We start from the raw sequence: 25,064 nt of genomic DNA, 5'->3' as shown, positions 1-25,064 counted from the left end.
AGGGGCCTTGGCCGTTAGTTCGTATGACGAGTGAAGCACGTAAACCAGTTCTGGTGGTTGACCTAGACGGAACGCTTTTGCGATCCGACATACTCTTCGAAACTTTTTGGAGCGCGTTGGGAAAAAACTGGCAAACACTCTTTAAGTCGGCTAGCGCATTGTCGCACAGCAAGGCCAGGCTGAAGCACGCGCTCGCCGAAGCAGGTCCTGTCGACGTCGAAACGCTCCCCTATGATCCGGAGGTTATCGCCTATGTCGAAGACTGGCGGCGAAAAGGCGGTCAGACGGCTCTGGTAACGGCCAGCGACGAGACAATAGCCAAGGACATTTTCGACCATCTTGGTATTTTTGACGAGGTCTATGGGTCAGACGGTGTGAGAAACCTCAAAGGCCCGGCGAAGGCCACCTTTCTGAAAAACCATTATGAAGACGGCTTCGCATATATGGGGGACGCCCAGGCTGACATTCCGGTTTGGTCGCAAGCTAACCGTGCAATCACCGTCAACGCACCCACGAAGTTGCGCAGTACGGTGGACGATCTTAGCCCAGAGGTTGACCATTTGAGCACTCAGGTCACTTCCTTAAAGCCGTATATAAAAGCTATTCGGCCCCATCAGTGGTTAAAGAACATTCTTGTTTTCCTTCCGATGCTAGCCGCTCACCAGTATGATTGGGGGACATTTTGGGCGTCTTTGCTGGCGTTCATCTCATTTTCCATGGTCGCGTCCAGTGCGTATGTCATGAACGATCTTCTGGATTTAGCCGCTGATCGCGCACATCCGCGCAAGTGCAAGCGCCCATTTGCATCAGGTGCGATCCCAATCGCTCATGGAACTTGGATGGCCTTCGGAATGCTTGCCACAGGCGCTATTATCGCCGCCAGCGTCAATTGGGCTTTTCTGGGCGCCATGACCTTCTATTACGTCGCAACCACTGCCTATTCGCTAAACATAAAGCGCCGCATTGTAATCGATATCATTACGCTGGCTGGTCTCTACACTACCAGAATCATTGCCGGGGGGTATGCTACCCAGATTCCATTGTCTGTGTGGCTTTTGGCATTCTCGGTGTTTTTCTTTCTTTCACTTGCATCAGTAAAACGCCAGGCCGAACTGATCGATACCGCCAAGCGTGGCGCAATGGAAGCCACAGGACGCGGCTATCAGGTCGACGACCTGCCGCTAATCAGCCAGGTGGCTATCTCTTCCGGATATGTTTCAGTTCTGGTTATGGCGCTTTACATCAACTCTCCCAACGTGATGGAATTGTATCGCTCTCCTACTGCGCTTTGGGTGGTGTGTTTGATTCTTCTGTATTGGTTGACTCGTGTCACCATGATAACCCACCGCGGGCATATGCATGATGACCCCGTCGTCTTTGCCGCGAAAGACAGAACCAGCCAGTTGTGTTTTCTCGCCATACTGTTTTGTGCTGTTTGGGGTGCCTTGTTATGACCTTGGGGAGTTTGATACTTCGGTATGGAACATTCGCGATCATCGCGACCGCCGGGAACCTTGCTACGCAACGGGTTTTCTTGATGTGGGGTGAAAGCCTAACCCATTTTGTTGTCGCACTATGTGCTGGAACCCTCGTGGGTTTGGTCATCAAATACCTATTGGACAAACGTTGGATTTTTTACGACTTGTCCTCCGGAGTGGTTGAGCACAGGAAAAAGTTCACGCTCTATACGATTATGGGGTTAGCTACGACTGCAATCTTCTGGGGTACTGAAACCGCTTGCTGGCTGATATGGGGGACCGATTTGGCTCGCGAGATTGGGGCTATTGTTGGTCTAACCATAGGCTATGTGGTCAAGTACAATCTGGATCGGCGATTTGTGTTCACCGATTCAACCCTTTCGCTTGGACGTGCGACATGATGCTAAGTGGGTGGGGTCGATTTCCAGTCGTTTATGCACCGATAGTCAAGGCCCCGCGGTCCGACGTCGAACTAGCTTCTGCGTTGCGTTGCGGGGGTGTCATCGCACGGGGCAACGGACGTTCCTATGGTGACAGTGCGATCAGCCGGCGCGGTACAATTGAGATGCGGCACTTCAACCGCATGATTTCGTTTGACAATGAAACTGGAACCCTTGTGGCAGAAGCTGGCGTTCTGCTGGCCGACGTAATCTCGTCCTTCCTGCCGCGTGGATGGTTTCCTCTTGTGACGCCCGGGACAAAATACGTGACACTTGGCGGAATGATCGCCGCCGACGTGCACGGGAAGAACCACCACTGTGACGGTTCAATGGCCAAGTCACTGGAATGGGTCGATGTGATGGACGCTTCGGGCCAAGTGCACCGTGCCTCGCGCGACGAAAATCAGCAGCTTTTCAACAGTATACCAGGGGCCATGGGGCTGACTGGAATAATACTTCGGGCCGCGATCCGGTTACAGCGGGTCGAGACAGGCTGGATCCAGCAGACAATGATCCCCGCGAGCAATCTTGCTGAGGCGATGGAAGTATTTGAGGCCAATGACCAAAGTCTTTACTCGGTTGCCTGGATTGACTGCCTGAAGCGCGGCGCGAACCGCGGTCGATCATTGGTGATGCTCGGAGAGCACGCTTCGCTCGATATGTTAAGCGCTAGGCAAAAACTAGACCGCTACGCTATGAGCCCTCGGCGAATGAAACGAGTGCCGTTTGACTTTCCAAGCTTTGCAATGTCGGGCCCTGCAGTGAAGGCTTTTAACGCGCTGTACTACCGTTCTGGGTTGCGTAAAGCCGGTGACAGCATTGTGGACTGGGATAGCTATTTCTATCCGTTAGATGCGATATTGAATTGGAACCGGGTCTATGGTCGCAAAGGTTTGCTGCAATTCCAATGCGTTTTGCCCTTGGAGACATCCCGTGAGGGCTTAAACGCCTTACTGGACACGATCTCTGAGGCCGGCTCTGGCTCTTTTCTGGCGGTTCTTAAGCGTTTCGGAGAACAAATCAGCGCGTTTTCTTTTCCAATGCTCGGCTATACTCTAGCGCTAGATTTCCCCGCCACCGACAAGAACCTCAGCCTGCTGGAACGCCTTGATCAAATAACGATAGCGCACGGTGGAAGATTCTATCTTGCCAAGGACGCCCGTATGTCAGCCCAAACATTGATGGAAAGCGACACGCGTACGGCCGCTTTTATCGCACAGCGGCAGAACAGAAATGCATCGGTGGCCTTTCAATCCTCACAATCCGAAAGGCTTGCACTATGAGCAAAGGCCCCGTACTCATCCTTGGCGCGCGTTCCGACATTGGTCTCGCCGTAGCAAAAAAATTCGCCAGCCTAGGACACCCCGTCCAACTTGCCGCGCGCGAAGCTCAGAAATTGGCTCCTGATCGCGACGATATCTCCACCCGGTATAATGTAGAAGTCACGCTGCATGAATTCGACGCGCTGCACCCCGACAGATTTGCTGGTTTCCTCGACAGTTTGCCAGAACTTCCAGAGGTCGCTGCTTGCGCAATCGGCTATATGGGCGAGCAAGAGGATAGCGAAAGTAACCTGACAGCCGCCAGCCTTGTGATGCGTTCAAACTATGAAGGCCCTGTCGGCATTCTGTCCGAGCTAGCCAATCGGTTCGAAGATCGTGGGTCAGGTGTAATTATTGGGATCAGTTCGGTGGCCGGTCAACGTGGCCGCGCCACAAATTATTTCTATGGCTCGGCCAAAGCCGGCTTCACTGCCTTCCTTTCTGGACTGCGCAATCGACTGACCAAGAAAGGTGTGCATGTAATCACCGTTTTGCCCGGGTTCGTTGCGACGCGTATGACTGAAAATCTCGATCTGCCCAAAAAACTGACGGCTCAACCTGCAGAAGTGGCCGAAAAGATAGCGTTGGCAGTCAAAAAAAGCAGAAATGTAATCTACGTCCGCTCAATTTGGTTTTTGATCATGACAATCATCTGCAACATCCCTGAAAACATCTTCAAAAAGATGAAGCTGTAATGATCAAGGCGCTTCCGTCTATCAGTCGGACGGTGGGCAATTGACTTCGAGCACATAACCCGGGCTTAGCAGAGTGTCAAAAACCGCAACTGGTTTATAAGAACATGATCTTTCGTCCAATACCTGCCTCAGTCCTGCGGTTGCCCGTCCCGGTAACCCAGGCCAGCTCGCATGTATCGACGCTATGTAAAAAGTCCTGCCATCCGACGGTCCGGAATCCAGAACGAACCGTGCCAACGGCCTGAAATCACTTCTTTGGCGCAACAAAATGTACATCTTTGCCCAGCCGATTGGATCGTTTTGCAAGATGTTCTCAACCTTTTCCGAGAACAGATTGCCATCGATTTCGTTCCATTCTGAATCGAAGTAAGATGGGTCGATTGCACCACTTTGTGTCGAAAGGCTAGGTGCGAACCGGTGCTGAGCAATTGGCGCGCCCCTTTCGATCATCAGCGGAATCAGACGGAAGGTTCCAAAATAATACAGCACGTCCGAGGGCGGCAAATTGGCAAGCGTCTCCACCACCTGGTCGCTTGAACCTTCGACCAATTGCGGAGGCCACTTCATCGCCACTCTTAACCCAGAAGCTGCAAAAGCAATTCCCAGAACTATCAAGCAGCCCAGCGCTAATCGGCGGTGTCGGTCATCGCGTGGTACGAGCAACGTATCGACCACCGCTCCAGCTAGAACCCCTACGACCCCCAAAATCCAAAAAAGATGACGTGAGCTAACCGCAGGGTATTTGCCTATTGCAGCCAACACTAAAAAGGCCAAAACGATAGTTGCGGTGAACAGCAACAAACTGACAAGTTTTGAACGTCGAGTGTCACCAAGAATAATGAGTGCGGCGCCGGAACTTCCCAAAAGTACCAGCACAATCAATACCCCTCGTGTTTGCAACAAGAGCATGGTGGCTTCACCGAACCGCTTCAGGGCATCAAAACCCAGAGCCCCATATGCGTCAGGAAACCCGGTCAATTGAATTTTTGTCGCGTACCCGATTTGCAAGTAATACGCCACGGCAACACCGCAGAAGAGCGCGGCCAAAGCGACCTCCTTCCACTCTAAATGTCCCCGTTTCAGACGTGAGAGCAGAAAAAAAGCTACCACCAGACACCCTGCGACAATTGTAGATAGACCCAAAAACAACCCAACGAACAAAACCGCCATGTCCCGTAAACCAAAGGGTGCGTCACGATTTTTGCAGTAGATCCAGGCAGTAAATATGGCGAAACCAGCCGCATCGAATGCGTAGAACTTCAACATCGAGCCATTGATCAGGAAAGATGGCTGCGACAATAGCACAAATAGACCTGCAGCAATTGGAATAGGGCGCCTGTCGAAAGCGAAGGCCATAGCAATAGTGATGATGCCAAGCGTCGTCAGGATCACGATCCATCGAGCCGTTTGAATTGATAGGTGTGAAATCGAATGCAAAAACAGATTGAAAACGGGCGGGCCGGCTTGTTGCGCCTGCGGCAAGGGGCCAAAGGCTTGCGCCAGGTTGTCCAAAGGAAAGTTCAGAAGTTGAGAAACTTCATCAATCCAAATACTGCGATCTGTCCAAAAAAAGAGCTGCACGCCCCCGAAAGCAATAACCAGGACTAATATCGCAATGCCAAACGGGCTGTCCGAGCGGGCAATATCCTTTGGCATCGAATTCTCTCTGAAATCGTTTGATTATCTGTGATTTAATCGGAAAAGCGTTGCGGACTCAAGTTGGGGGTTTCTGTTCAATCTCAACAGACTGAACACGCTAAAATCCCCACTGTTAAAGGCGATGCTCTCTGTGCTCCACCCAAGGTTGCCGACAAATAGCTCTGTTGGCCCTTTCGAATTGTTGCGCCGACCAAAGCACTGCTGTCAGTCAATCAGAAATGAGGTCTCGCCTGAAGGTCTGACCTTGATGGGAAATTGCCACGAGTCCGTAATTTTGCGCATGTCCACTAGCTTTTTTTTTCGTTTTAGCTAGCGATAGTAACGGTCATTGGAGAACGCCATGCTGCTTTTCAGGCTTTGCCTTGTTGTCGTTATTTTATCAGTGCTCCTGGATTACGCAGTTAACCTGTCCGACACACGCTGGAGCTGGGACATCAACCATATGATGTATTTCGGCCAACGTCTTCTCGAAAACGACCTACATTGGACGGTTGAGTTTGATGACAAACTGCCAGTTAACCAATTCCTCTTCGTTATCCCAGCCGCATTCGACAGCGTTCTGGCTTGGCAAATCCTTTCCATCTTTGCGATGCTGGGTGGCGCGATTGCGACGGCGTTTGTCACTCGGCAGGTTCTTGTCTCCGGATTGGATCTGCCGGATCGGGTTACAACGATGTGTGCGCAAACGTCAGCAGTCGCAAGCTTAGCGAGTTTTGCGTTCCTTCCCGGCGGGATTTACCACATCAATCCCTTGGCAAGCGCCTCGGCAATTGGCGCAATAGCCTTGCTTATGGCTGCGGTTGCGCCCATCCGCTTTGGAAAAACACCATCTATTTGGCTTTTCGCTTTTTCAGCTCTGCTTGCCAGCCTTGCCATAGGGATACGCCCCTATTTTTTGCTGTGTCTCTGTTGCGCAGCATTCTGGTTGACTTTGCGCCTCATACTAACAGGGGTTACTCTGCTAAAGGCCGTTTGTGTCGCTACAATCTGGATAGCTGCCGTCGGTTTGGCAGGAGCGCTGACGAACGTCATGCCATACGTTCTTACCGGGAACTTACAGGCCTTTCTGGATGGAATGCAGTTGCTAAGACAAGACCTGATCCTCCAACCATTGACGAGCAATTTGAAAGAGCAACACAGCTGGTTCACCGATCGCATTCTGCCCGTTTTTCCCTTCCTCGCACTGGCTTCGGTCTCCACTGCGATCGCAGCTGTTATACATTTGCTCCAAGGTCGAAAGACGCGGCTATCAAACCAAACAAGGGGTCTTTGGACAGATATCTTAGTGATAACCTTAATATTGCCCGGCCTGATCGAGGCAGCGATACTCTACAAGCATTTTTGGTCACACTACCTACAACTGTTTGTACCGTTTTTTGCTATCGGAACAGGGTTCTTCGCCGCACTTTTGTGGCGTGGGCCTTTGCAAGCCAGAACGGGAAGCGAAGTGCTAAAGTTAGCACTGGTCTTTTTGATAATGCTGCCACTATGGCGGATTTCGCTGGAGCATGTCCGTTGGTTTTCATCCCGGGACGATACAGCTGAGGAGATCGATCTGCTGTCCAACCAGATCGCGCAGGTTCAAGAGACACTGCCCAGTGGGTCACGCGATTTTCTGGCGCCGAATCTGATGTATGAACATTGGCGGTTGCGCGAACCACGCCATGGCTTTCCACATGCGGCCAATACCGATTTTATCGTTGGAAAGAACTGGTGGGTCGATCTAGAGATTCCAGCAGGATACGACCTGCCAAAAAACTACAATGAGTACTGCAACCAAATCGACCGCCAAGGTCCCAGCATCATCGTACTTAAAATCCAAGACCAGCTTGCAGACTGCCTCAGACAAAGCGCAGTGTATTCGGCCTTAGAACCGGCGAACGTGACTTCGGATGACGTCTTGTTTTTTTTACGCAGAAACGGAAGTTGAACCTTTGAAGCGTGTAAATGCAGACGGATTAAAGAAGGGTTTCATATACGCAACGATCCCAATGCCCAAGGTGAGTTGGATTCCTAGTCCTCTTTTACACACGCTGGGCTTGGCTTATGATGTTTCCCCTTACTCAGGCGTAGTTAACTTTTGATACAGGCCATTACTTTGCAGAGATATATTTACTCCATTCCGATGCTTTTGATTTGGGGATTCACACTCTTCATCGCCTGGACTGCCTATCAGGACTTTCTGCTTGGCGGCAATTCCTGGAAACAGGGTGATTGGCTTATCAACAGTACAGAAATCACTATCCGCCGGGGGATGATGGGCTCGATGCTGCTTAAGGTAGCACAGGGTTTGTCGATTGATGTCCTGCTATTGGTTGTCGTAGTGCAGATCGGCTTGCTGCTTGCAACCGTGGGACTAATTACTGTTGCGCTTAAGCGAAAATGCAGTCCTTCAACCCTTTGGCTTTTGATCCTGTCCCCGGGCTTTTTTATCGGTTTTTGGGCACTGGACAGTCAAGGTGGTTTGCGGAAGGAATTGATTTCCTTTTTTGCCTTTGCATTGATGCTGTTTGCCGCCAGTCAACATACTCCGAACAAGTTGTTGATCTATTTTTCGGCTGTCGTCTTCGGGTTCGCAACTATTAGCCACGAGGGAAACCTTTTCTTTGCGCCCTTCTTTGCGTTCTGCTTTTGGCTGGCTCGATCTAAACTGGTGATCTCGCGGTTGGACTTCGTCGCCTTGTTGGGAATTATCGGCAGTTCTTGCCTGATCGCCGTGCTAATTGCGTTCGCATTTGGAGAGTTGACTGACTATATGGCCGTATGTCAGCCCATACTGAACGCGGGTGTTTCGGCGGAAATGTGTGAAGGCGCAATCAAGGCGCTTGAGATTCCCCTGAGCGAATACATGACGGCAACCTTTTGGGTTTTGTTTTCATCGAATGTCTTTTCCTTTGCGCTTTTGTATGCGTTGACTGCAGTCTCGATTTTGGTCACCGGATCCTACCTAATAGGCGGGCGCATTTTTGTGCGTGCCTACATTGCGTCGGCATTCCTTTTTCTGCCGCTTTACGTTGTTGCCCTAGATTGGGGCCGATGGGTCAGTTGGCATACAACCGCTGTTGTTTTCACTTTGCTAATTGCGATCAGCTTTGGTGTACCAAAACGAACAAATACTCAAGAAATGCCAATACGGATGTTCTCGGTTCTTTTGGTTTTCAATGTAGTTTGGGGATTTTCGCACTTCGTGGACGTTATTTGGGGCGGTATTGCCTGGAAAACACTCAAAAGCACATTCATTCTACTGGGTCTTGACCATATTGCACTACCGGCCACTTAACCCGCGAGCGAAGGACCGAAGCGACTTCCAATCAGGGTGAAGCCCACACCTCCTTCGTTTCGGTGCGAATAGGCCTTAGTACGACCCTGGCTGCCTTAGTCGCGACAATGAAACGATGTACTGAACCAAGACCCACCAGCAACTAAGCGATCCAGCGAGACACGCCTCCGGTCGCTCAAACTGAAGATTTCAAAAGACAGAGCAGGGAACTTTCTGCGAATGGACCTTGGGCCCACAACGAAGCAACTGCCAAAACAAATGGTAGAATGCGCTAGGTTGAGAGCCCATCGATCACGTGGGTAGCACTATAGTTTTCGACACTACCCAACCTGGAAGCAAACCGGCAATGGGCCCAGCCAGCATAACCAAAAGCCACGCGCCTGAGATACCCTTTTGCACGATGGCAAGCAGGCAAACTCGGCTAAGCATGGCTTTTGTCGGCAGCACGGCCTAAAGACATCCGCCGATTACGTGCGGAACTCAGATCATAGGTCCCACACCTCAACCACGACAGTCGCCTCAGACAGTTGACCAGACGAGTCCGCTACCCAGTACTCAAATGTGTCGGTGCCCTCGAAGTTAATGTTTGGCTGGTACAGCAGCTGCCCATCTTCTTGAACATATACATCGCCATTCTCGGGGTCGGTGAAACCACTTACATTGAGTTCAGCACTTTCTGCATCTGAATCATTGGCAAGCACGTCAACAAGAACACCCTGGTTCATTCCAGTTGAGAAATTGTCGTCCACTGCATCCGGAGCCGAACCTCCCAGATCAAGCATGCCGTTAAACCGGGCACCGTTCGCGTAGTTGTTAATCATCCAGTTGTTTGCCAGTTCACCGTCCGTCATTTCAAGCGTGACAACATGGGTGATCTTCATGACCTCGCCGGTTGCTCTATCGGTGATAAAGTCGTCGATCAAAAGCACGTTCCGACCGTCTTCTGTCCTGTAATATCCGTTTTCGGAGATCAGATAGATGATGTGCTCATAAAACTCGATCTGAAGCGGCTCCTGCTCAAACGCCCGGTCTCGGGTCCCAATCGAGTCGGTTCTGACACCATCAAAGCTGAAGTTTTCACCTAGCGCGATGCTAAGACCACCGTCATGGACAAATTCTAACCTGCCAGGAGTCAAATCGTCCGACGTCAGTATCTGGTGAGCAGCGGGGTTGTAGCCAAGGATATCCGTGCCGTTATTGATCGATTCAAAATCAATCAGGATATTTGCAACATCGCTATCCGGGAACGAAGCTGTGAAATCCGACCGGAAGTCAACCGCCGCATCAAAACCTTCCACGCGCAGCCCATTTAGAACCATGTCGTAGATGTTTGTTCCGAAGTCTATCCCGTAGTTATTGACGTCGCCCAAGCGCTCTCTCGCGTTGATGAGATCGAAGTCGATGAACGTATAGTGCGAGGTGTAGCTCAGGTTTGCGCCGGTGGAAGTTTCCCAGTTCAAGAAACCGTCAAAAACAGTGCGAAGATCATGCTGCGTCTGCCAAGGGAAATCCTTGATGACGATGATCCCTGTGTTGGTGCCAAAAGCCTCGTTGTCGCGAAACCCTTGAATCGGCGCCAGGTTGTTCAGAATCGTATCCCGGCCATACCCTATCTCAGGGTGATCCAAGTTATCGACTGAAGGATCGGCCTTGTTGTTGCGCATCATCCAGACGAAACCATTGTTGGTATTCGCTGCAACGTTTTCCGCTGCCTCAACCAAACGGCCTGCGAAGAAGAACCCGTCGCCAGTATGGCCGGTATCTTGACTCGAGACGCGTGCTCCGTCCTTGACTTCCCAATCACCCCAGTTTGTACCTTGGGCATTGATCGCCATGTTTCTGAACCAGGAGCCTGTCTCGTCACCGGCTTCAGCTACAAATGCAGCCCCGAAAACATCAAAGGCGACATTCTCTGCGAAGTTAGCATTGCTGGAATGGTGGACAAATCCCCAGCCAGGCGAGCCATCAACGGTATTTCCAACAGCAATCGCCGGGTTGTCCTGATCAGAAGTGCCCGTCAAGTGGAAATGGAATGAATAGCGACCTTGGATGTTACTGTCCGGTTCTACAACCCCCAAATCAGCAGTGCTAAGTGCGGCGGGTGTGGATTTGTCGGTCCGCCCCAAGTCTTCGAATGCTGCGTAGCGGACGTCGACGTCGTCATTGTGCATGAACATTACGTGTCCACGGTGATGAGTTTGCGTGGCATCCCCATCCTCACTCGAGAACGTAATGTTTCTGGACATGTTCGCGACGTAAGCAAACAAATCGTCACGCGGTGTATCGTGATCATGCTCCAGTGGAGGTTCAAATGTGATCTGATTGCCGTTGATAGCGGTGATCGTGATCTCTTCGTCTTGGCTTTCGATGTAGCCAAGAGCTGTACCAGTATGCCCAGTTTGGTGCGTTCCTGTTAGAACCAGATTGTCACCGACTTGCCATCCATCGGGGATTTCGGAAAGCGACAGAGTGTTTTCCCCACGCATCGGGGCTTCCGACACGGTCAAGAAAGCTTGCTTTTCTGCACCATGAATTTCGACTTGACCATGCGAGATAACACCGCGCGACAGCAAAGTCGGATCCCAACTGACGTCAATGTCACCGTTGTTGGCAATCACAATTTCGGCATTTACATTGGCTGCAATCGGATTGTCTTCTGTTCCAATTTCAAGTCGGCCGGATGTGTCGACAACCATCGTGTCAACGACCATGCGCGTGTTAATGTTGGTCGCGAAGGACAATTCACCATCAACACGAACTGTGAACAGTGATGCATCGCTCACACCATTGTAGGTGACTGCGATGTTCTTCGGAATCAAGACGTTAGCACCTTCGTCCGGAATGCGCCCTTCATACCAGGTGTTGGGGTCAAACCAATCGCCATCTGATACGGCCACATGGGTGGCGTCAGAGCGATCAACAAGATCCAGCAGCGCACCATGCTCCGTGGACATAGTCATATTGTCGCCATGCGCGTGCGCATTGGGCTCGGCCATTACCGCCGCAACAAACGCGTCATGTTCGGAAGGGTCAGTTGGCTCTGGGATCGTGCCAGGAAGGTTCTCACCACCATGATCCACTTCGTCGCTGTCGGCATGATCATCGTGGCCCGTATGGCCATCATCAGTCCCGCCATGATCGCCGTGATCAACCACGTCATCGGTGGTATCAGAACCATCCGTTCCATGATCTCCGCCGTCGTGGACCATGTCGCCATCATCGGTCCCGCCATGATCGCCGTGATCAACCATGTCATCGGTGGTATCAGAACCATCCGTTCCATGATCTCCGCCGTCGTGGACCATATCGCCACCGTCGGTCCCGCCCTGATCACCGTTATCAACCACGTCGTCGGTGGTATCCGAGCCATCCGTTCCATGATCTCCGCCGTCGTGGACCGCGTCACCATCATCGGTCCCGCCCTGATCCACCTGATCAACAGCGTCGTCGGAGGTATCCGTACCATCCGTACCGTCATGACCATCATGTACGGTATCGCCGTCCAGCAACGAATGACCGAGGCTATCTCCGGAAATGACTTCGGTTACACCGTTCGTGTCAGGACCACTCCACTCCAGCCTCAGGACCTGGTCGCCCCAAATCTCAAAGTAGCGGACTTCGAGGTCGTGCTCGCCAGCTTCCAAATCGACCACGACCGGAATGGTCACAGCTCCATGTGGGCCATCATTGTCGATAATGCGCTCACCGTTCAGGTATACTGCGGACCCATCATCGGATGTCAGGTAAATCGTGTATGAACCGGCCGTTTCAACATTCAGTGTACCTCTGTAACGGGCCGCGAATTCATCCTGTGCACCGTTTTCCCAGAACGGGTTATTTGAGTTCTCGAAATTCAACTCCGAGACGGTGCTTGTCAGATCGGGCGTTGCGTCAAAATCAATTTCAGCAAGGCTCCAAGCCGCTGTCGGCAAAACAAAATACTGAGCAACCAGACCACGGTTCTGTGATGTTTGGTCGTCATTGCTGTCATGCCCGCCGTCGTGACCCATATCGCCACCGTCGGTGTCAACTTGATCACCTTGGCCCGCATCGCCATCATCTGTCCCGCCCTGATCTACCTGATCAACAGCGTCGTCGGTGGTATCGGAACCATCCGTACCATCATTTCCACCGTCTTGGCCCGTATCGCCACCGTCGGTGTCAACATGATCACCATGGCCCGCATCGCCATCATCGGTTCCGCCCTGATCTACCTGATCAACAGCGTCGTCGGTGGTATCGGATCCATCCGTACCGTCATGACCATCATGTACGGTATCGCCGTCCGGCAACGAATGACCGAGGCTATCTCCGGAAATGACTTCGGTTACACCGTTCGTGTCAGGACCACTCCACTCCAGCCTCAGGACCTGGTCGCCCCAAATCTCAAAATAGCGGACTTCGAGGTCGTGCTCGCCAGCTTCCAAATCGACCACGACCGGAATGGTCACAGCTCCATGAGGGCCATCATTGTCGATGATGCGCTCACCGTTCAGGTAGACTGCGGACCCGTCATCGGATGTCAGGTAAATCGTGTATGAACCGGCCGTTTCAACATTCAGTGTACCTCTGTAACGGGCCGCGAATTCATCCTGTGCGCCATTTTCCCAGAACGGGTTATTTGAGTTCTCGAAATTCAGCTCCGAGACGGTGCTTGTCAGATCGGGCGTTGCGTCAAAATCAATTTCAGCAAGGCTCCAAGCCGCTGTCGGCAAAACAAAATACTGAGCAACCAGACCACGGTTCTGTGATGTTTGGTCGTCATTGCTGTCATGCCCGCCGTCGTGACCCATATCGCCACCGTCGGTGTCAACTTGATCACCTTGGCCCGCATCGCCATCATCTGTCCCGCCCTGATCTACCTGATCAACAGCGTCGTCGGTGGTATCGGAACCATCCGTACCATCATTTCCACCGTCTTGGCCCGTATCGCCACCGTCTGTTCCATGATCTCCCCCGTCGTGGACCATGTCGCCATCATCGGTCCCGCCCTGATCACCGTTATCAACCACGTCGTCGGTGGTATCGGAACCATCCGCACCATCATTTCCGCCGTCTTGGCCCGTGTCGCCACCGTCGGTGTCAACATGATCACCATGGCCCAGGTCGCCATCATCGGTCCCGCCTTGATCTACCTGATCGACAGTGTCGTCGGTGGTATCGGATCCATCAGTACCATCATATCCACCGTCGTGGCCCGTATCGCCACCGTCGGTGTCAACATGATCACCATGGCCCGGGTCGCCATCATCGGTCCCGCCCTGATCCACCTGATCAACAGTGTCGCCGGTCGTATCCGATCCATCCGTGCCGTCATCATCGGTAACGCTGCCTGGCAGCGAATGACTCAGGCTGTCTCCCGCTATCAGAGTTCTGCCACCCTGAGTATCCGGTCCGCTCCATTCCAAGACCAAGGTCTGTCGACCCTTGTTCTCGAAATACTGAAGCTCAAGATCATGCGAACCTGCAGTTAAGAACAGTGTCACCGGGATCATGACGTCGCCATGCAAGCCATCGTTGTCGATCACTTGTTCACCGTCGATAAACAGCGCGGAGCCGTCATCCGAGGTCAGATAAATTGTGTATTCCCCAGCTGTCTCGACATTCAATTGGCCCGTGATCTCGGCGGCAAATCTATTCCGCGCGCCACCGTCCCACCATGCATCCCGACCCCGTTCGAATGCGACTTCGGACAGGATCATCTCCGAAACCGGATCGGCGTTAAAGTCGATCTGCTCCAGACGCGAAGTACCGCCTTGGAGTTCGAAAAACTTGGCAAAAAGTCCCAGACTCTCTGTCGCCTGCGGCGCAACATCTGCATCAGAAGAAGCTTCGTCAAAGCCTTCCGTGGATGTTTCTGCGGCATCAGAAATAGAGTAGTCCACGACGTTAGAACTGATCAGCTGCCTGTCGCCGCCGGTATCAAGACCCTCCCATTCCAACTTGAGCGTTTGTAAACCGCCGCTTTCGAAATAGCGGATCTCGATATCATGGGACCCAGCGTCGAGCATAATGTCGGTCTGAATCAGCCTGTCACCATGGTTTCCATCGTTGTCGATGACAAGCTGTCCATCAATGTACAATGCCGAACCGTCATCAGACGTAAGGTAGAAGGTGTAGACGCCAGCCTGACTTACGTTCAGGGCGCCCGAATACTTTGCTGCAAACGAGTCTTGGGGACCGCCATCCCAGAACGCTTCAGTTGAGCGTTCAATATCCAGCTCCGAAACCACCTCAACCGCGTCAGGTGTTAGATCGAAGTTTACCTCCGAAATACTGGAAACCCATTGGGGTAACGTGTAGTACTCTGCGATAAAGCCCAAGCCTTCGGTCGGAATGCCGAAAATCCGAGTGTCGATGCTGCTCATTACGTTATCCTTGGTGCATTTGATGAAACCCTGGTGAGGCTCCAATCAATGTGGTGGTCGGTCAGGAGGTACAGGTCCAGAAGGGCGAAAGTGCGGCAGGAAGCTGGCACAAGATCATATCTGCGGCGAAACTGTGTCCATTTTGTAAACCGGGTGTCTCAAAGTTTGCCGTCGAATTATTATCCGAGGCTAAGTACTTCAGTTTAGGTGCCATCCCAGCCGCCTTTTCATTTTGTCCATTCCAAGCGTTTCCACGACCCGTAAGCCGCGAGAATCGAGTAACATTTGAAGTAACGAAAAAACTAGTTCACCATCCCTGAACAATGGCATACCCAGACCTCAAATTGCCCACAACCCGGAAATACTCAGGGCTATTCAAGCAAGCGAGACATTGCCGAGCGTGTCCAGATTTCCGCCGAGTTTCTAAGTGAAATCATGGTTTTTTTGCATTTTCGCCCCATTCCCGACCTCAATTCGCTCCAAATTTCATCGGTTTTTTAATGAAATTTCGTATACGATCGAAACCGAAGCACCCGGTAAGCGAGAAGATTGCTGATTTGGAACAATTTCCGACTGTTTTCGCTCTAAACCCGGGGCTGGAGCAAGGGTAAAAGCAAAGGCATGCAAGCGCACTGCTGTGTTGTTCGTCTTTTTTGTTGTTCTCGTAAGGACGCAGCCAACGATAGACAATTCCGCTTTGCTGAGCCATCAAAGGGTATTGGTTATTAAGTAGTGGAATAGTTTTGTGAATTCCGAGACTGACATCGCTTCGCATCAATTGGCACAAGGGCCCGAGTTTCTTTCGCTGATCAGCCAGCCCACGAAGGCATCGCTTTTTGCGAGCGTGAGTGACTGCTGGAATCATGGGCGGGGCTTTACCCTGGCAACCTTAAACCTGGACCACATCGTAAAAATGCGTGAGATGCCCGATTTTCGGTCGGCCTATATTTCGCACAGCCATGTGGTAGCTGACGGAAACCCAGTTGTGTATCTTTCGCGGCTTGCGGGGCGCCCAATCGAATTGATCCCCGGCTCAGACCTGATCGCGCCGCTGGCAAAGTTGGCTGCGCAACATGGCGTACCTGTCGCGCTTTTAGGGGCAACACAGTACACATTGGACCGGGCGGCGGATCTGCTGGAGAAAGACAATCCAGGGCTTCGCGTTGTTGCGAAAATCGCGCCGCCTTATGGGTTGGATACCAATGGGCCTGAGGTCGCCACCTACTTTGATACCATCCAATCATCTGGGGCACGCCTTTGTTTCCTGGCGCTAGGAGCGCCGAAACAGGAAATTCTGGCGGCACGGGGTGCTCAAATTGTGCCGTCCTGCGGATTCGTCTCAATTGGGGCAGGCCTGGATTTCATAGCAGGCAGTCAAACCCGCGCACCGTCCTGGGTACGAAAGCTTTCGCTGGAATGGGTTTGGCGCATGGCCAACAACCCGAAGCGTCTTGCGGGCAGATATGCTCGGTGTCTCGCGATTTTGCCCAAACTATTCTTTCAGGCTTTGCGCGTACGCTTGGCACGTTGATCACCGCATGAAACGGCGTTTCAAAGGCCTTGACTGAATTTTCGGCGCCCGCGCAATTCCTGATCTGTGTTTTCATCAGGCGCCGGATCCGGGAACAGCAGTCAGTAGCCGTATTTATCCAGTTTCTCGAGGTAGCGGCATTTGTTCAGGACCACACCCAGCAGATTGCAGCGCCCAGCGATCTCGTCCTTGCACTTCTCCAGTTCATCAGCGGAAGTATCTTCGGCCGCGGCCACTAACAAAACGCAATCAATCTGATCGAGAAATGCATATGTGTCGTCGCAAGCGAGCATAGGGGAAGTGTCAAAAATCATGATGTCTGGCTGATACCGCTCTTCAATCCGATCAATAACGTGAGCAGCGTCTTTGTCCTGCAGCAGTTCGGCGGAGTTCGCTACCGAATCGCTGTTCAAAGCAAAAGCCAGCTTCCGATCGTAACAGACCATGTGGTCCTCGGGCTGGCTTTGGCCTTCCAAAGCGTTGGCAAAATTGCATTTGCTTGTACCCAGAAGTTTGTGAGCTGATGGACGTCGCAGGTCCAAATCGACCAACATCGACCGGATATTTCTCTGGCGCGCGATACTGAACGCCAGATTCAGACTCAAAGTAGTCTTTCCGCAGGCGGACCCTGGTGAAGTGATCGCAACCCGACGCCAATTGTTACTAGCCATCTGATGCATCATACGTGTGCGCAAAACATCAAATGACGCAGAATCTGCGGACGCCTCGTAACCAGAGACTCGGGCCCGCTTCAATTGGCTGGGCTTTAGATCGTACTCAGGCAAGTCCGCCCACAGCTTATCAACGAGCGGAACAGCCGGATTCTCGGGTTGCAGAGCTTCCACGGTAGCGCCTGCAGGCTTCGGAGCGATTTCGTCGGAAGCCGACACACGCCGCGCTTCTCGGGCTTTTTGAATGGCAGACTGAATACGTTCCATAACCGTGGATCCCGTTATCCCAGTTTCAACCGATCAAGCAAATCCGTCGCGCCTAGCTTTTCGGCTACTTTCTCGAGAACAAGATCAAGTGGTAGATAATATAGGTGAACTAAGTACAAAGCTGCAACCACTCCAACAATTGGGAGGCTCAGACCTGCTACAATCATGGCTCGCCGAACAGCAATCTCTCGTTTAGTCCATAAATACGGCACAGTCCCAAACACAGGCACATCAAAACGAGAAGAGATATCTGCCGGTCTGCGCACGGTTGAATTGAGAATCTCCAGCAAAACAAACAATCCTCCCGCGATCGCGAATCCAGCTGCAATACCCATCGCTACGATCTTTTTTCGGCTGGGTTCTGCGGGAATGGTCGGTACTACGGCATTCTCTGCTACAGTGATGCGCTGACCACGAGACTGGGTTTCGATTTGATCGCCTGTACGGGCTTCGGCAAGGCTGGCAGTCGCCTGAGTGTATTGCAAACGCAGATTGTCATAATCCCGTTCGAGAGTACCCAGAGCGATTGCATTGGTTGGAGTCGCCTCGATGGACCGCGCCAGTGATTCCAACTCTGCATCGACATCCGCCTTTTGAGTCTCGATAAAATCGATCTGCCCATCAATGTCCGAGACCTGCAGATCAAATGGTGTGAAGTTGGGCGCTGTCTCGGTGCCAAGACCCAACTGGATATTGGCTGCCTCCAATGCCGCTATCTGACCATCCAGTGACCGAATGCGCGGATGATCAGATGAATAGATAACCAAAGCCGAAGCACGTTCGTCCTGTAATTGCCTTAGGCGGCGCTGTTCGGGTGTCAGGCTCTCTCCAGCCAAATCTGAACGCCCAGTCCGTTCGTAGACCTCAACAAGCCGAGCACGGCGGTCGCGTAGACCCGACAATTCGCGATCCAGCTGAAGCATCCGTTCCTGCAACGAAGACTGACGCTCACGGCTGTAGTTCAGACTTTCTGGTAATGCGTCTTGATGGGCTTCCTTGAACTCAAGGATCTTGCGACCTTGCTCTGCCATCTCACCATCCAGTCGCGCCACCTCCTGAACAAAGAATTCCAGCGTCTGCGCTGCGACACCTGTGCGCATCGCAACGTTTTCCCTGAGTATCTGCGCGACCAATTCATTGGTAACCATAGCTGAAACTTCAGCATCGGCCGATGCAAACGACACCGTCACGAACGCCGCCTGGTTCAGAGTATTATAGGGTATTTCAAGCTCAATTCGCTCTTGCATATCCCAGACTATCTCATCAGGAGTCAGTTCCGGCTGGTCATCATGCAGCGCAAAACGGCTCGACAAGTCTAGCAAATTGGATCGCGCCAGAACCCGCTGCTGGATGACTTGGAGAATTTCCACGACACTCGCCTGTACGGTGGTCGATGCAAGATCGCCCGGAATTTGAGCAGATTCTACAACCAGTCGCGACTGCGCCTTGTACACGGGTGGCAGCGTAAACGCTGCATAGACCGCACCAAGCGTACAAAACGCAATAATGGGAACGATGAAATAGAGCCTGCGCCAAACCAAAGAAAGGTAGAATTGGATGTCCCTGATCATGAACTTGAACCACCGCTATCTGAATGCAAGCTCGCGGCAAAAAAGGCGCCATCTTCAAGAACCATTTCGACCGTTTTCCGCACGACGCGCTGGCGTCCGCGGGTAGAGGCATACACCATCGACAAGTCGCAAAGCTGATTGACCAAACGCGGTACTCCCTGTGTCGCCTCGTAAATCAGGTCCGTCGCGGCGGGGCTGAAAAAGTTGCGCTCGGCCCCAGCAACACTAAGCCTGTGTGCTACATATTTTCGTACCGTTTTCCTATCCATCGCCTTCAAATGAAAACTGGAGGCAACGCGCTGCGCAAACTGACGCAACTCGGGGCGGCGGACGATTTCCTGCAATTCGGGCTGACCAACCAACACCAATTGCAGTAGTTCGTCTTTGTTCGCATTGATGTTGGTGAACATCCGGAGCTCTTCCAGCGATTCTGGCGTTAAGTTCTGCGCCTCATCAAATATCAGGATCACGCGGTGACCTTGAGCGTATTCCTCGATTAGATGAGACTGGAACATGGCAAACAGGTCAACATATGTGGCCTCTGTAGGGGCCGGTTGATCAAGCGCCATCAATACCCAGCGCAACAATTCGCCACGGTCTCCATGCGCATTTGAGATCAGACCAATCTTTACGTCATTGCCCACACTTTTCAGTAGATGGTACAACAATGTTGTCTTGCCGGCTCCAACGTCGCCTGTAATCAATGTTATCGGAGCGCGTGTCAGGATACCGTATTCGAGCATCGTGTACGCCTGCAGATGCGCTTGCGACCAGAAAATGAAGTCTGGGTCCGGCAGCAACGAAAACGGTCGCTCGTTTAACCCGAAATGAGCGGTGTAGATATCAAGCGAGCTTTCGCTGCCGCCTGGTGTATCGTTGGAATGAATATTCAAATCCTCATACTCATATTAATCGCAATGCCATCTTCGGACACTCGGGTATCCTAATCCTGACAAGGGATTTCAGTCTTGTCATCGCAGTATACCAAACTACCCTGTTCACGTTTAGGGCATTTCGTAGCAACCGCATGTGACCTAGGCCACAATTTAAGGTGCTTCCGGGGCAACGCAATCAATTATCTTACACCCGTTATGGGGTATGGCCTGTCTGAAACCCGGTTCTCCAGCAAACTTGGCGATATTTCTATGCTTCTCAGCATATCGCAAGCTGAGCTTAAGCAAGGTGGACGTTCAACCCATTGTTTTCATTCTCATTGAGACTTGGATATGTTTTGGAGGCACCACCGAAGCGTGAAAGTTTCAGCCGCGTTTTGACCACGATGATCACGCGCCAAAGAGGCAAAATGAGACATTGATGCAGCTGAAACAGACGCCTCGCCAACTACGGAAGGCATGTAGAAAAACCTAGCAACTCTACAATCTAAAAATGCAAAATGGAAACAATCGCCCCTTTTTGCGGTGATTATTAAAGGGTCAAATGGTGCGGATCAGACTACATAAAGCGTAAATAAAAGCTGCATTTTACTTGTACTTAACTAGATTCGCAAACTCCGAGACCGGTCCGTTCGGCAATCCCGCATCAAGCTGAACTGTTTCTCTTTGACAGAAGCCGAACCGGAGCGTACTCCAAATATGAGGTTGCTCAAGTGATTGAAGGGCGCCGTGTGCAGTACCCGTCGGCCTGCCAGCAGACCGGCTTTAGACTGCTGGGTGCTGATATATTTTGTGACGCCGCGGCTCGCCCGCGGTATTAGTAACGAGTAAGAAGCCGATTGGAGAATATCTGACCATGGCGCCACGATCAGATATTGGTATTTTGGGACAGTCCGGGTTTGTTGGGTCTACTCTTGCGCGTGCGCTCCCTGATGCAAGCGGATTTAACTCGCGCACCGTGAAGCACACCGAAGATCAGCGATTTGAAACGCTTTACTGTGCTGCGGCACCCGGCTCGATGTTTGAAGCCAATAAGTATCCGGATCGCGACGCTGAACGCATCGACGCTCTGATCGCCTCGCTTTCGCGAATGCAGGCGAGCAGATTTGTATTGATTTCGACCATCGCCGTACTCGACCGCTTCGATGGAGGGTATACCGAGGCCGCTTCGAGTTTTCAGGAAACCGTTGCTTATGGCGTCAATCGGAGAAGGCTGGAACAAGCCTGTCAGGCTCATTTCCCTCGGTGTTTGATCGTTCGCCTACCCGCTCTGTTTGGGCCCGGTTTGATGAAAAACTTCATCTTCGATTTGATAAACCCCATGCCAACAATGCTGAATACCACCGGTTATGAAAAGCTTGCAAACCAACTTCCAGCTTCTTTGGTTCCGGCCTTGGACAGTATCTACTCGAGCAGTGATGCGCTCGGGATGTATGTGATCGATCGCGCGGCGCTGGCAAAACTGCCGGAACGAGCAGCGCTGACTGCCGAGGCAGATAATCTCGGAATTAACGCGGTAATGTTCCACAATCGCGAGACAACCTATCAATTCTATGAAATGGATCGTTTGAAAGGGGACATTGATCTCGCATTGGATGCCGGGCTGGACGTTTTACATCTTGCACCAGAACCAATCAAAGCGTCCGATGTTTATCGCACTCTTCTGCAGAACGAGATGCCTGAAACCGCAGGAAAGATTCACAAAGAGGATATGCGTACCCAACACGCAGAGCTTTTTGGCCAAAACGGCCACTACAATCGCAGTGCAGATGATGTCATGGCCGCCCTAACCGCGTTTTTCAATGCCACTGTAGAAGTCTAGGTCATGAAGTACGCCGTTTCGAATATCGCATGGTCTGCAAGTGATCGCCTTAAAGCATATGCCAAACTTCAGGCAGCAGGGATCACTGGGCTGGAAATCGCCCCGGGACTGTTATTCAGCATGGCTGATGATCCTTTTGACCCAACCGAGGCGGAGATCGCATTGGTCCAGAATGAACTGGATCGTTTTGGGCTGTCACTGGTTTCGATGCAATCGCTACTGTTCGGCGTCGAAGGGGCTGAACTGTTCGGTGACGCCTATGAGAGGGCTGCTTTTGAACAGGGATTGATGCGAGCCATAAAGTTGGCAGGTCGGCTTGGAATCCCAAATCTTGTCTTGGGATCGCCCAAACAACGACAGCGACCGTCGGAAATGGAGCCAAACGCAGCAATCGACAAAGCCATCGAAATCCTGACACCGCTGGCCGATGCTGCTGCTGTTGCAGGTACAAAAATCGCGATGGAGTGCAACCCAGCGGAATATGGCACCAATTTCCTAACAACGCCTGATGAAACTCTTGCTTTCGTCAAACGTGCTAATCATGCTGCGATTATGCTTAATTTCGATGTTGGTGCGACGCTGCTAACTGACACATTTGATCAGGTGATGGATCAGTTGATCGCGGCGGGTCCAGTTCTGAACCATGTCCATATCAGTGAGCCGTTTTTGTCACCTGCGCCAGCAAACCCGCAGGACGCCGCGAAGGTGTTGCAAACTCTGGACACGCTAGAATATCAGCACGCTGTTTCAATTGAGATGCGCCAACCGCAAGATGGTCTGGCCGGTTTGGACTCGGCGCTGGAAAATTTGCTTGAGGCGCGTCGCCTAGCCGGAGAGGCCCGATGAGCGGTCCAACACTGCGCGATGACATTCTTGTATCTGTGTGTTTCACAGACGCACACGCCCCTGACGCCGCAGTTCCACGGATCGCTGCAACAGCAGATCTGTTGAAAAAGCACTACCGTTACTGGGAGATTCTTGTCGTCAACGAAACCGATTACGATGCTGCTTTGGAAGAAGCACTCGTTGCCGTACCGAACGTACGATATCTTTCGGTTGTGCGCGGGCTGGACAACAGCCAGCGCCGTGTGATTGCGGCTTCTGAAGCGATTGGAGACTTTGTGGTCATTACTTCGGTAAATGAGGTCACAAGCTTCGATATTCCCGCAATGATTGATGACGCACAGGATCGCAATGCCGTAATCCTTGGACAACGCAAAGCCACTTTTTTGGCCGAGCCATTTATTGCCCTTCTTGGCCGCGCCAGCGGGTTTCACGCCAGCACTCGTGACATGCAGACCACTGCGATCCCGCGTACCGTTCTTAATCGGCTGCTGAACGATGCGAACCCGGTTCTTGCCTTGCGATTTCCGCCACGGGACAATTCTCTGACGGTGCTGAGGCGAACACCTGATGTCAAAGGCGCATCAAAAGTGCATGAGCCTACCTGGTCAGGACGCATGGCCAGCCGGTCCGATCTGATGTTGCGAATGGTGACTGAAGCGGGACCATCACTGCTCAGCGCAGTGGCCTTGTTCTCAGCATTCATGTTTGTCAGTGCAGTATTCTTTGCAGTCTATGTGGTGATTATCTATCTGACCAAAACCGATATTGCGGAAGGCTGGACCACCCTTTCGCTATCAATCTCAGGGATGCTCGCCTTTTTGGGTGCCGCGTTGTTTGCGATTTGTGTCACCCTGCGCAAAGCGATGGAAATCATGCGCGGCCGAACAATCGACTATCTGGTGGCTGAGCGAAGCTCCGTTGATCTGTTTGAAAGCGTGTCAAACGCGCTGAATGTCGACACGGATGGCACCGAAAGCTTGGAAGATCGGCGAGACGTCACGCCAGACTCGAAACTGGTCCATAAGCAGACGGCTGGAGGTGCACCGTGACATCTCCGCGACGCGTTAAGTACCTGGTGATCGGTGGTGGATTCTATGGCTGTTGCTTGGCTCTATTCTTACGCTCTACAACGCAGGATGTGACCTTGGTAGAGGCAAGCGCGGAGATTATGACTCGCGCATCACGGGTCAATCAGGCGCGCTTGCATTCCGGATTCCACTACCCGCGCTCAATGCTAACCGCACTAAAATCGCGTAAGCTGTGCCAGCGCTTTGCAACAGATTTTCCCGACGCAATCGTTTCGGACTTCCAGATGCTCTATGCGGTGGCGCGTCAGCGGTCCAAAGTATCTGCCAATCGATTTCGCAAGATGTTTGAAAACATGAAGGCTCCAATCGCGTTGGCGTCGCGTCAAGAAGCTGCAATGTTCGACGACGACCGGATCGAGGCGGTGTTTCGCGCAGACGAGTTCGCGTTTGACTATTCCGTTTTGGCAAATCAACTGATGGCGCAAATTGATGCTTTCAACCTCGATCTGAGATTAGGAACCGAGGTGGTATCGATCGATGACAACCCCGATGCCGAGGCCGCGATCGTTCACCTTTCAGACGGCAGTGAAGTCCTTGCTGATCATGTCTTTAACGTCACCTATGCGCAGATCAACCATGTTTTAAGGGACTCCGGGTTGCCGCTGGCAAGACTCAAACATGAGATGACCGAGCTCGCTCTCGTTGATCCGCCGGACGAAATGCAGAATTATGCCGTCACGGTGATGGATGGACCGTTTTTTTCCCTAATGCCCTACCCGGCAGCGGGCAAATACTCGTTAACGCACGTTCGCTATACCCCGCACGTAAGCTGGACGGATCAAGCTACTTCGGTTTCACCGTATAAAGCATTCGACCAAATTGAACTCGAAAGCCGCTTCAGACACATGGTTTTGGACGCCGCGCGTTATTTGCCATGCGTTGGTCAAATTACGAGTGGCGAGTCAATCTACGACGTCAAAACCGTGCTCGTGAAGAATGAAGTCGATGACGGGCGCCCTATCCTGGTGCACGAAGAGCCACCAGGTGGACGGGTCACATCCGTTCTGGGCGGCAAGATCGACAATATTTATGACCTGTTTTCCCATTTAAGGGCGCGGCATGATGCCTTAAAATATGCCGATTTCAGATACATCCTTACGGGCTCAGACATACATGTCACGGCGTCGGCATGA

The 25,064-nt window shown here is 52.0% G+C and carries 16 protein-coding genes; 11 read left to right on the top strand and 5 right to left on the bottom strand.

What is annotated here, in order from left to right:
* The first annotated feature begins 23 nt into the window (after positions 1-23).
* The 4 genes from ACR0I8_RS21205 to ACR0I8_RS21190 are packed head-to-tail and all read left to right on the top strand — an operon-like array spanning position 24 to position 3,935.
* On the top strand, positions 24-1,454 hold the full coding sequence (locus ACR0I8_RS21205; protein ID WP_170380977.1) for a UbiA family prenyltransferase: 1,431 nt from the start codon (positions 24-26) through the stop codon (positions 1,452-1,454).
* A complete protein-coding gene (locus tag ACR0I8_RS21200) occupies positions 1,451-1,879 on the top strand; it encodes a GtrA family protein (RefSeq protein ID WP_170380976.1) in 429 nt (142 codons plus the stop codon). Before ACR0I8_RS21205 ends, ACR0I8_RS21200 begins: the two co-directional genes overlap by 4 nt.
* Positions 1,876-3,201 carry an FAD-binding oxidoreductase gene (locus tag ACR0I8_RS21195; RefSeq protein ID WP_170693380.1) on the top strand — a complete coding sequence of 442 codons (1,326 nt, stop codon included), beginning with the start codon at positions 1,876-1,878 and terminating at the stop codon, positions 3,199-3,201. The genes ACR0I8_RS21200 and ACR0I8_RS21195 overlap by 4 nt, the downstream gene beginning before the upstream one ends.
* A complete protein-coding gene (locus ACR0I8_RS21190) occupies positions 3,198-3,935 on the top strand; it encodes an SDR family oxidoreductase (protein ID WP_170693382.1) in 738 nt (245 codons plus the stop codon). Before ACR0I8_RS21195 ends, ACR0I8_RS21190 begins: the two co-directional genes overlap by 4 nt.
* Before the next feature lie 21 nt (positions 3,936-3,956).
* Here ACR0I8_RS21190 and ACR0I8_RS21185 read toward each other — a convergent pair whose 3' ends face one another.
* A complete protein-coding gene (locus tag ACR0I8_RS21185; RefSeq protein ID WP_170693385.1) occupies positions 3,957-5,591 on the bottom strand; it encodes a hypothetical protein in 1,635 nt (544 codons plus the stop codon).
* Between the two features lie 343 nt (positions 5,592-5,934).
* Here ACR0I8_RS21185 and ACR0I8_RS21180 point away from each other — a divergent pair, with 343 nt between their 5' ends.
* Together ACR0I8_RS21180 and ACR0I8_RS21175 are read left to right on the top strand one after the other, a co-directional pair.
* Positions 5,935-7,524 carry a hypothetical protein gene (locus ACR0I8_RS21180; protein ID WP_170693386.1) on the top strand — a complete coding sequence of 530 codons (1,590 nt, stop codon included), beginning with the start codon at positions 5,935-5,937 and terminating at the stop codon, positions 7,522-7,524.
* A gap of 150 nt (positions 7,525-7,674) precedes the next feature.
* Positions 7,675-8,874 (top strand): hypothetical protein, encoded by a 1,200-nt coding sequence (locus tag ACR0I8_RS21175; protein WP_170693388.1) that lies wholly within the window; start codon positions 7,675-7,677, stop codon positions 8,872-8,874.
* A 485-nt stretch (positions 8,875-9,359) separates the two neighbouring features.
* Here ACR0I8_RS21175 and ACR0I8_RS21170 read toward each other — a convergent pair whose 3' ends face one another.
* Positions 9,360-15,242, bottom strand: a complete 5,883-nt coding sequence (locus tag ACR0I8_RS21170) for a PA14 domain-containing protein (protein WP_480703608.1) — start codon at positions 15,240-15,242, stop codon at positions 9,360-9,362.
* 922 nt (positions 15,243-16,164) lie between these two features.
* Between ACR0I8_RS21170 and ACR0I8_RS21165 the strand changes: the two genes are divergently transcribed.
* Positions 16,165-16,773 (top strand): WecB/TagA/CpsF family glycosyltransferase, encoded by a 609-nt coding sequence (locus ACR0I8_RS21165; RefSeq protein ID WP_480703606.1) that lies wholly within the window; start codon positions 16,165-16,167, stop codon positions 16,771-16,773.
* Positions 16,774-16,874: 101 nt separating this feature from the next.
* Here the strand turns inward: ACR0I8_RS21165 and ACR0I8_RS21160 are convergent, their stop codons facing one another.
* The 3 genes from ACR0I8_RS21160 to ACR0I8_RS21150 are packed head-to-tail and all read right to left on the bottom strand — an operon-like array spanning position 16,875 to position 20,175.
* On the bottom strand, positions 16,875-17,711 hold the full coding sequence (locus ACR0I8_RS21160) for a CpsD/CapB family tyrosine-protein kinase (RefSeq protein ID WP_170692453.1): 837 nt from the start codon (positions 17,709-17,711) through the stop codon (positions 16,875-16,877).
* 14 nt (positions 17,712-17,725) lie between these two features.
* Positions 17,726-19,282, bottom strand: coding sequence for a Wzz/FepE/Etk N-terminal domain-containing protein (locus ACR0I8_RS21155; RefSeq protein ID WP_170692456.1), 1,557 nt, complete (start codon positions 19,280-19,282; stop codon positions 17,726-17,728).
* Positions 19,279-20,175, bottom strand: a complete 897-nt coding sequence (locus ACR0I8_RS21150) for an AAA family ATPase (RefSeq protein WP_170692458.1) — start codon at positions 20,173-20,175, stop codon at positions 19,279-19,281. The genes ACR0I8_RS21155 and ACR0I8_RS21150 overlap by 4 nt, the downstream gene beginning before the upstream one ends.
* Positions 20,176-21,031: 856 nt before the next feature.
* Between ACR0I8_RS21150 and ACR0I8_RS21145 the strand changes: the two genes are divergently transcribed.
* Genes ACR0I8_RS21145 through ACR0I8_RS21130 form a run of 4 tightly spaced genes read left to right on the top strand, consistent with a single transcriptional unit; the run spans position 21,032 to position 25,064 of the window.
* Positions 21,032-21,997 (top strand): NAD-dependent epimerase/dehydratase family protein, encoded by a 966-nt coding sequence (locus tag ACR0I8_RS21145; protein ID WP_170692461.1) that lies wholly within the window; start codon positions 21,032-21,034, stop codon positions 21,995-21,997.
* Between the two features lie 3 nt (positions 21,998-22,000).
* The gene (locus tag ACR0I8_RS21140; protein WP_170380764.1) at positions 22,001-22,843 is read left to right on the top strand and encodes a sugar phosphate isomerase/epimerase family protein; all 843 of its coding nucleotides are present in this window, start codon (positions 22,001-22,003) and stop codon (positions 22,841-22,843) included.
* Positions 22,840-23,892: a hypothetical protein gene (locus ACR0I8_RS21135; RefSeq protein WP_170380762.1), complete on the top strand. Its 1,053-nt coding sequence runs from the start codon at positions 22,840-22,842 to the stop codon at positions 23,890-23,892. The genes ACR0I8_RS21140 and ACR0I8_RS21135 overlap by 4 nt, the downstream gene beginning before the upstream one ends.
* Positions 23,889-25,064, top strand: a complete 1,176-nt coding sequence (locus ACR0I8_RS21130) for an FAD-dependent oxidoreductase (RefSeq protein WP_170692464.1) — start codon at positions 23,889-23,891, stop codon at positions 25,062-25,064. The genes ACR0I8_RS21135 and ACR0I8_RS21130 overlap by 4 nt, the downstream gene beginning before the upstream one ends.

Source organism: Ruegeria sp. BG9, from assembly GCF_056538305.1.
The sequence above is the reverse complement of the archived record's forward strand: the minus strand, read 5'-3'. Positions and strand labels throughout refer to the sequence as shown.

Bases quoted from the DNA above. Each gene is read 5' to 3' on its own strand.
- ACR0I8_RS21205 (WP_170380977.1), top strand. From the start codon at position 24: ATGACGAGTGAAGCACGTAAACCAGTTCTGGTGGTTGACCTAGACGGA.
- ACR0I8_RS21200 (WP_170380976.1), top strand. From the start codon at position 1,451: ATGACCTTGGGGAGTTTGATACTTCGGTATGGAACATTCGCGATCATC.
- ACR0I8_RS21195 (WP_170693380.1), top strand. From the start codon at position 1,876: ATGATGCTAAGTGGGTGGGGTCGATTTCCAGTCGTTTATGCACCGATA.
- ACR0I8_RS21190 (WP_170693382.1), top strand. From the start codon at position 3,198: ATGAGCAAAGGCCCCGTACTCATCCTTGGCGCGCGTTCCGACATTGGT.
- ACR0I8_RS21185 (WP_170693385.1), bottom strand. From the start codon at position 5,591: ATGCCAAAGGATATTGCCCGCTCGGACAGCCCGTTTGGCATTGCGATA.
- ACR0I8_RS21180 (WP_170693386.1), top strand. From the start codon at position 5,935: ATGCTGCTTTTCAGGCTTTGCCTTGTTGTCGTTATTTTATCAGTGCTC.
- ACR0I8_RS21170 (WP_480703608.1), bottom strand. From the start codon at position 15,242: ATGAGCAGCATCGACACTCGGATTTTCGGCATTCCGACCGAAGGCTTG.
- ACR0I8_RS21165 (WP_480703606.1), top strand. From the start codon at position 16,165: ATGCCCGATTTTCGGTCGGCCTATATTTCGCACAGCCATGTGGTAGCT.
- ACR0I8_RS21160 (WP_170692453.1), bottom strand. From the start codon at position 17,711: ATGGAACGTATTCAGTCTGCCATTCAAAAAGCCCGAGAAGCGCGGCGT.
- ACR0I8_RS21155 (WP_170692456.1), bottom strand. From the start codon at position 19,282: ATGATCAGGGACATCCAATTCTACCTTTCTTTGGTTTGGCGCAGGCTC.
- ACR0I8_RS21145 (WP_170692461.1), top strand. From the start codon at position 21,032: ATGGCGCCACGATCAGATATTGGTATTTTGGGACAGTCCGGGTTTGTT.
- ACR0I8_RS21140 (WP_170380764.1), top strand. From the start codon at position 22,001: ATGAAGTACGCCGTTTCGAATATCGCATGGTCTGCAAGTGATCGCCTT.
- ACR0I8_RS21135 (WP_170380762.1), top strand. From the start codon at position 22,840: ATGAGCGGTCCAACACTGCGCGATGACATTCTTGTATCTGTGTGTTTC.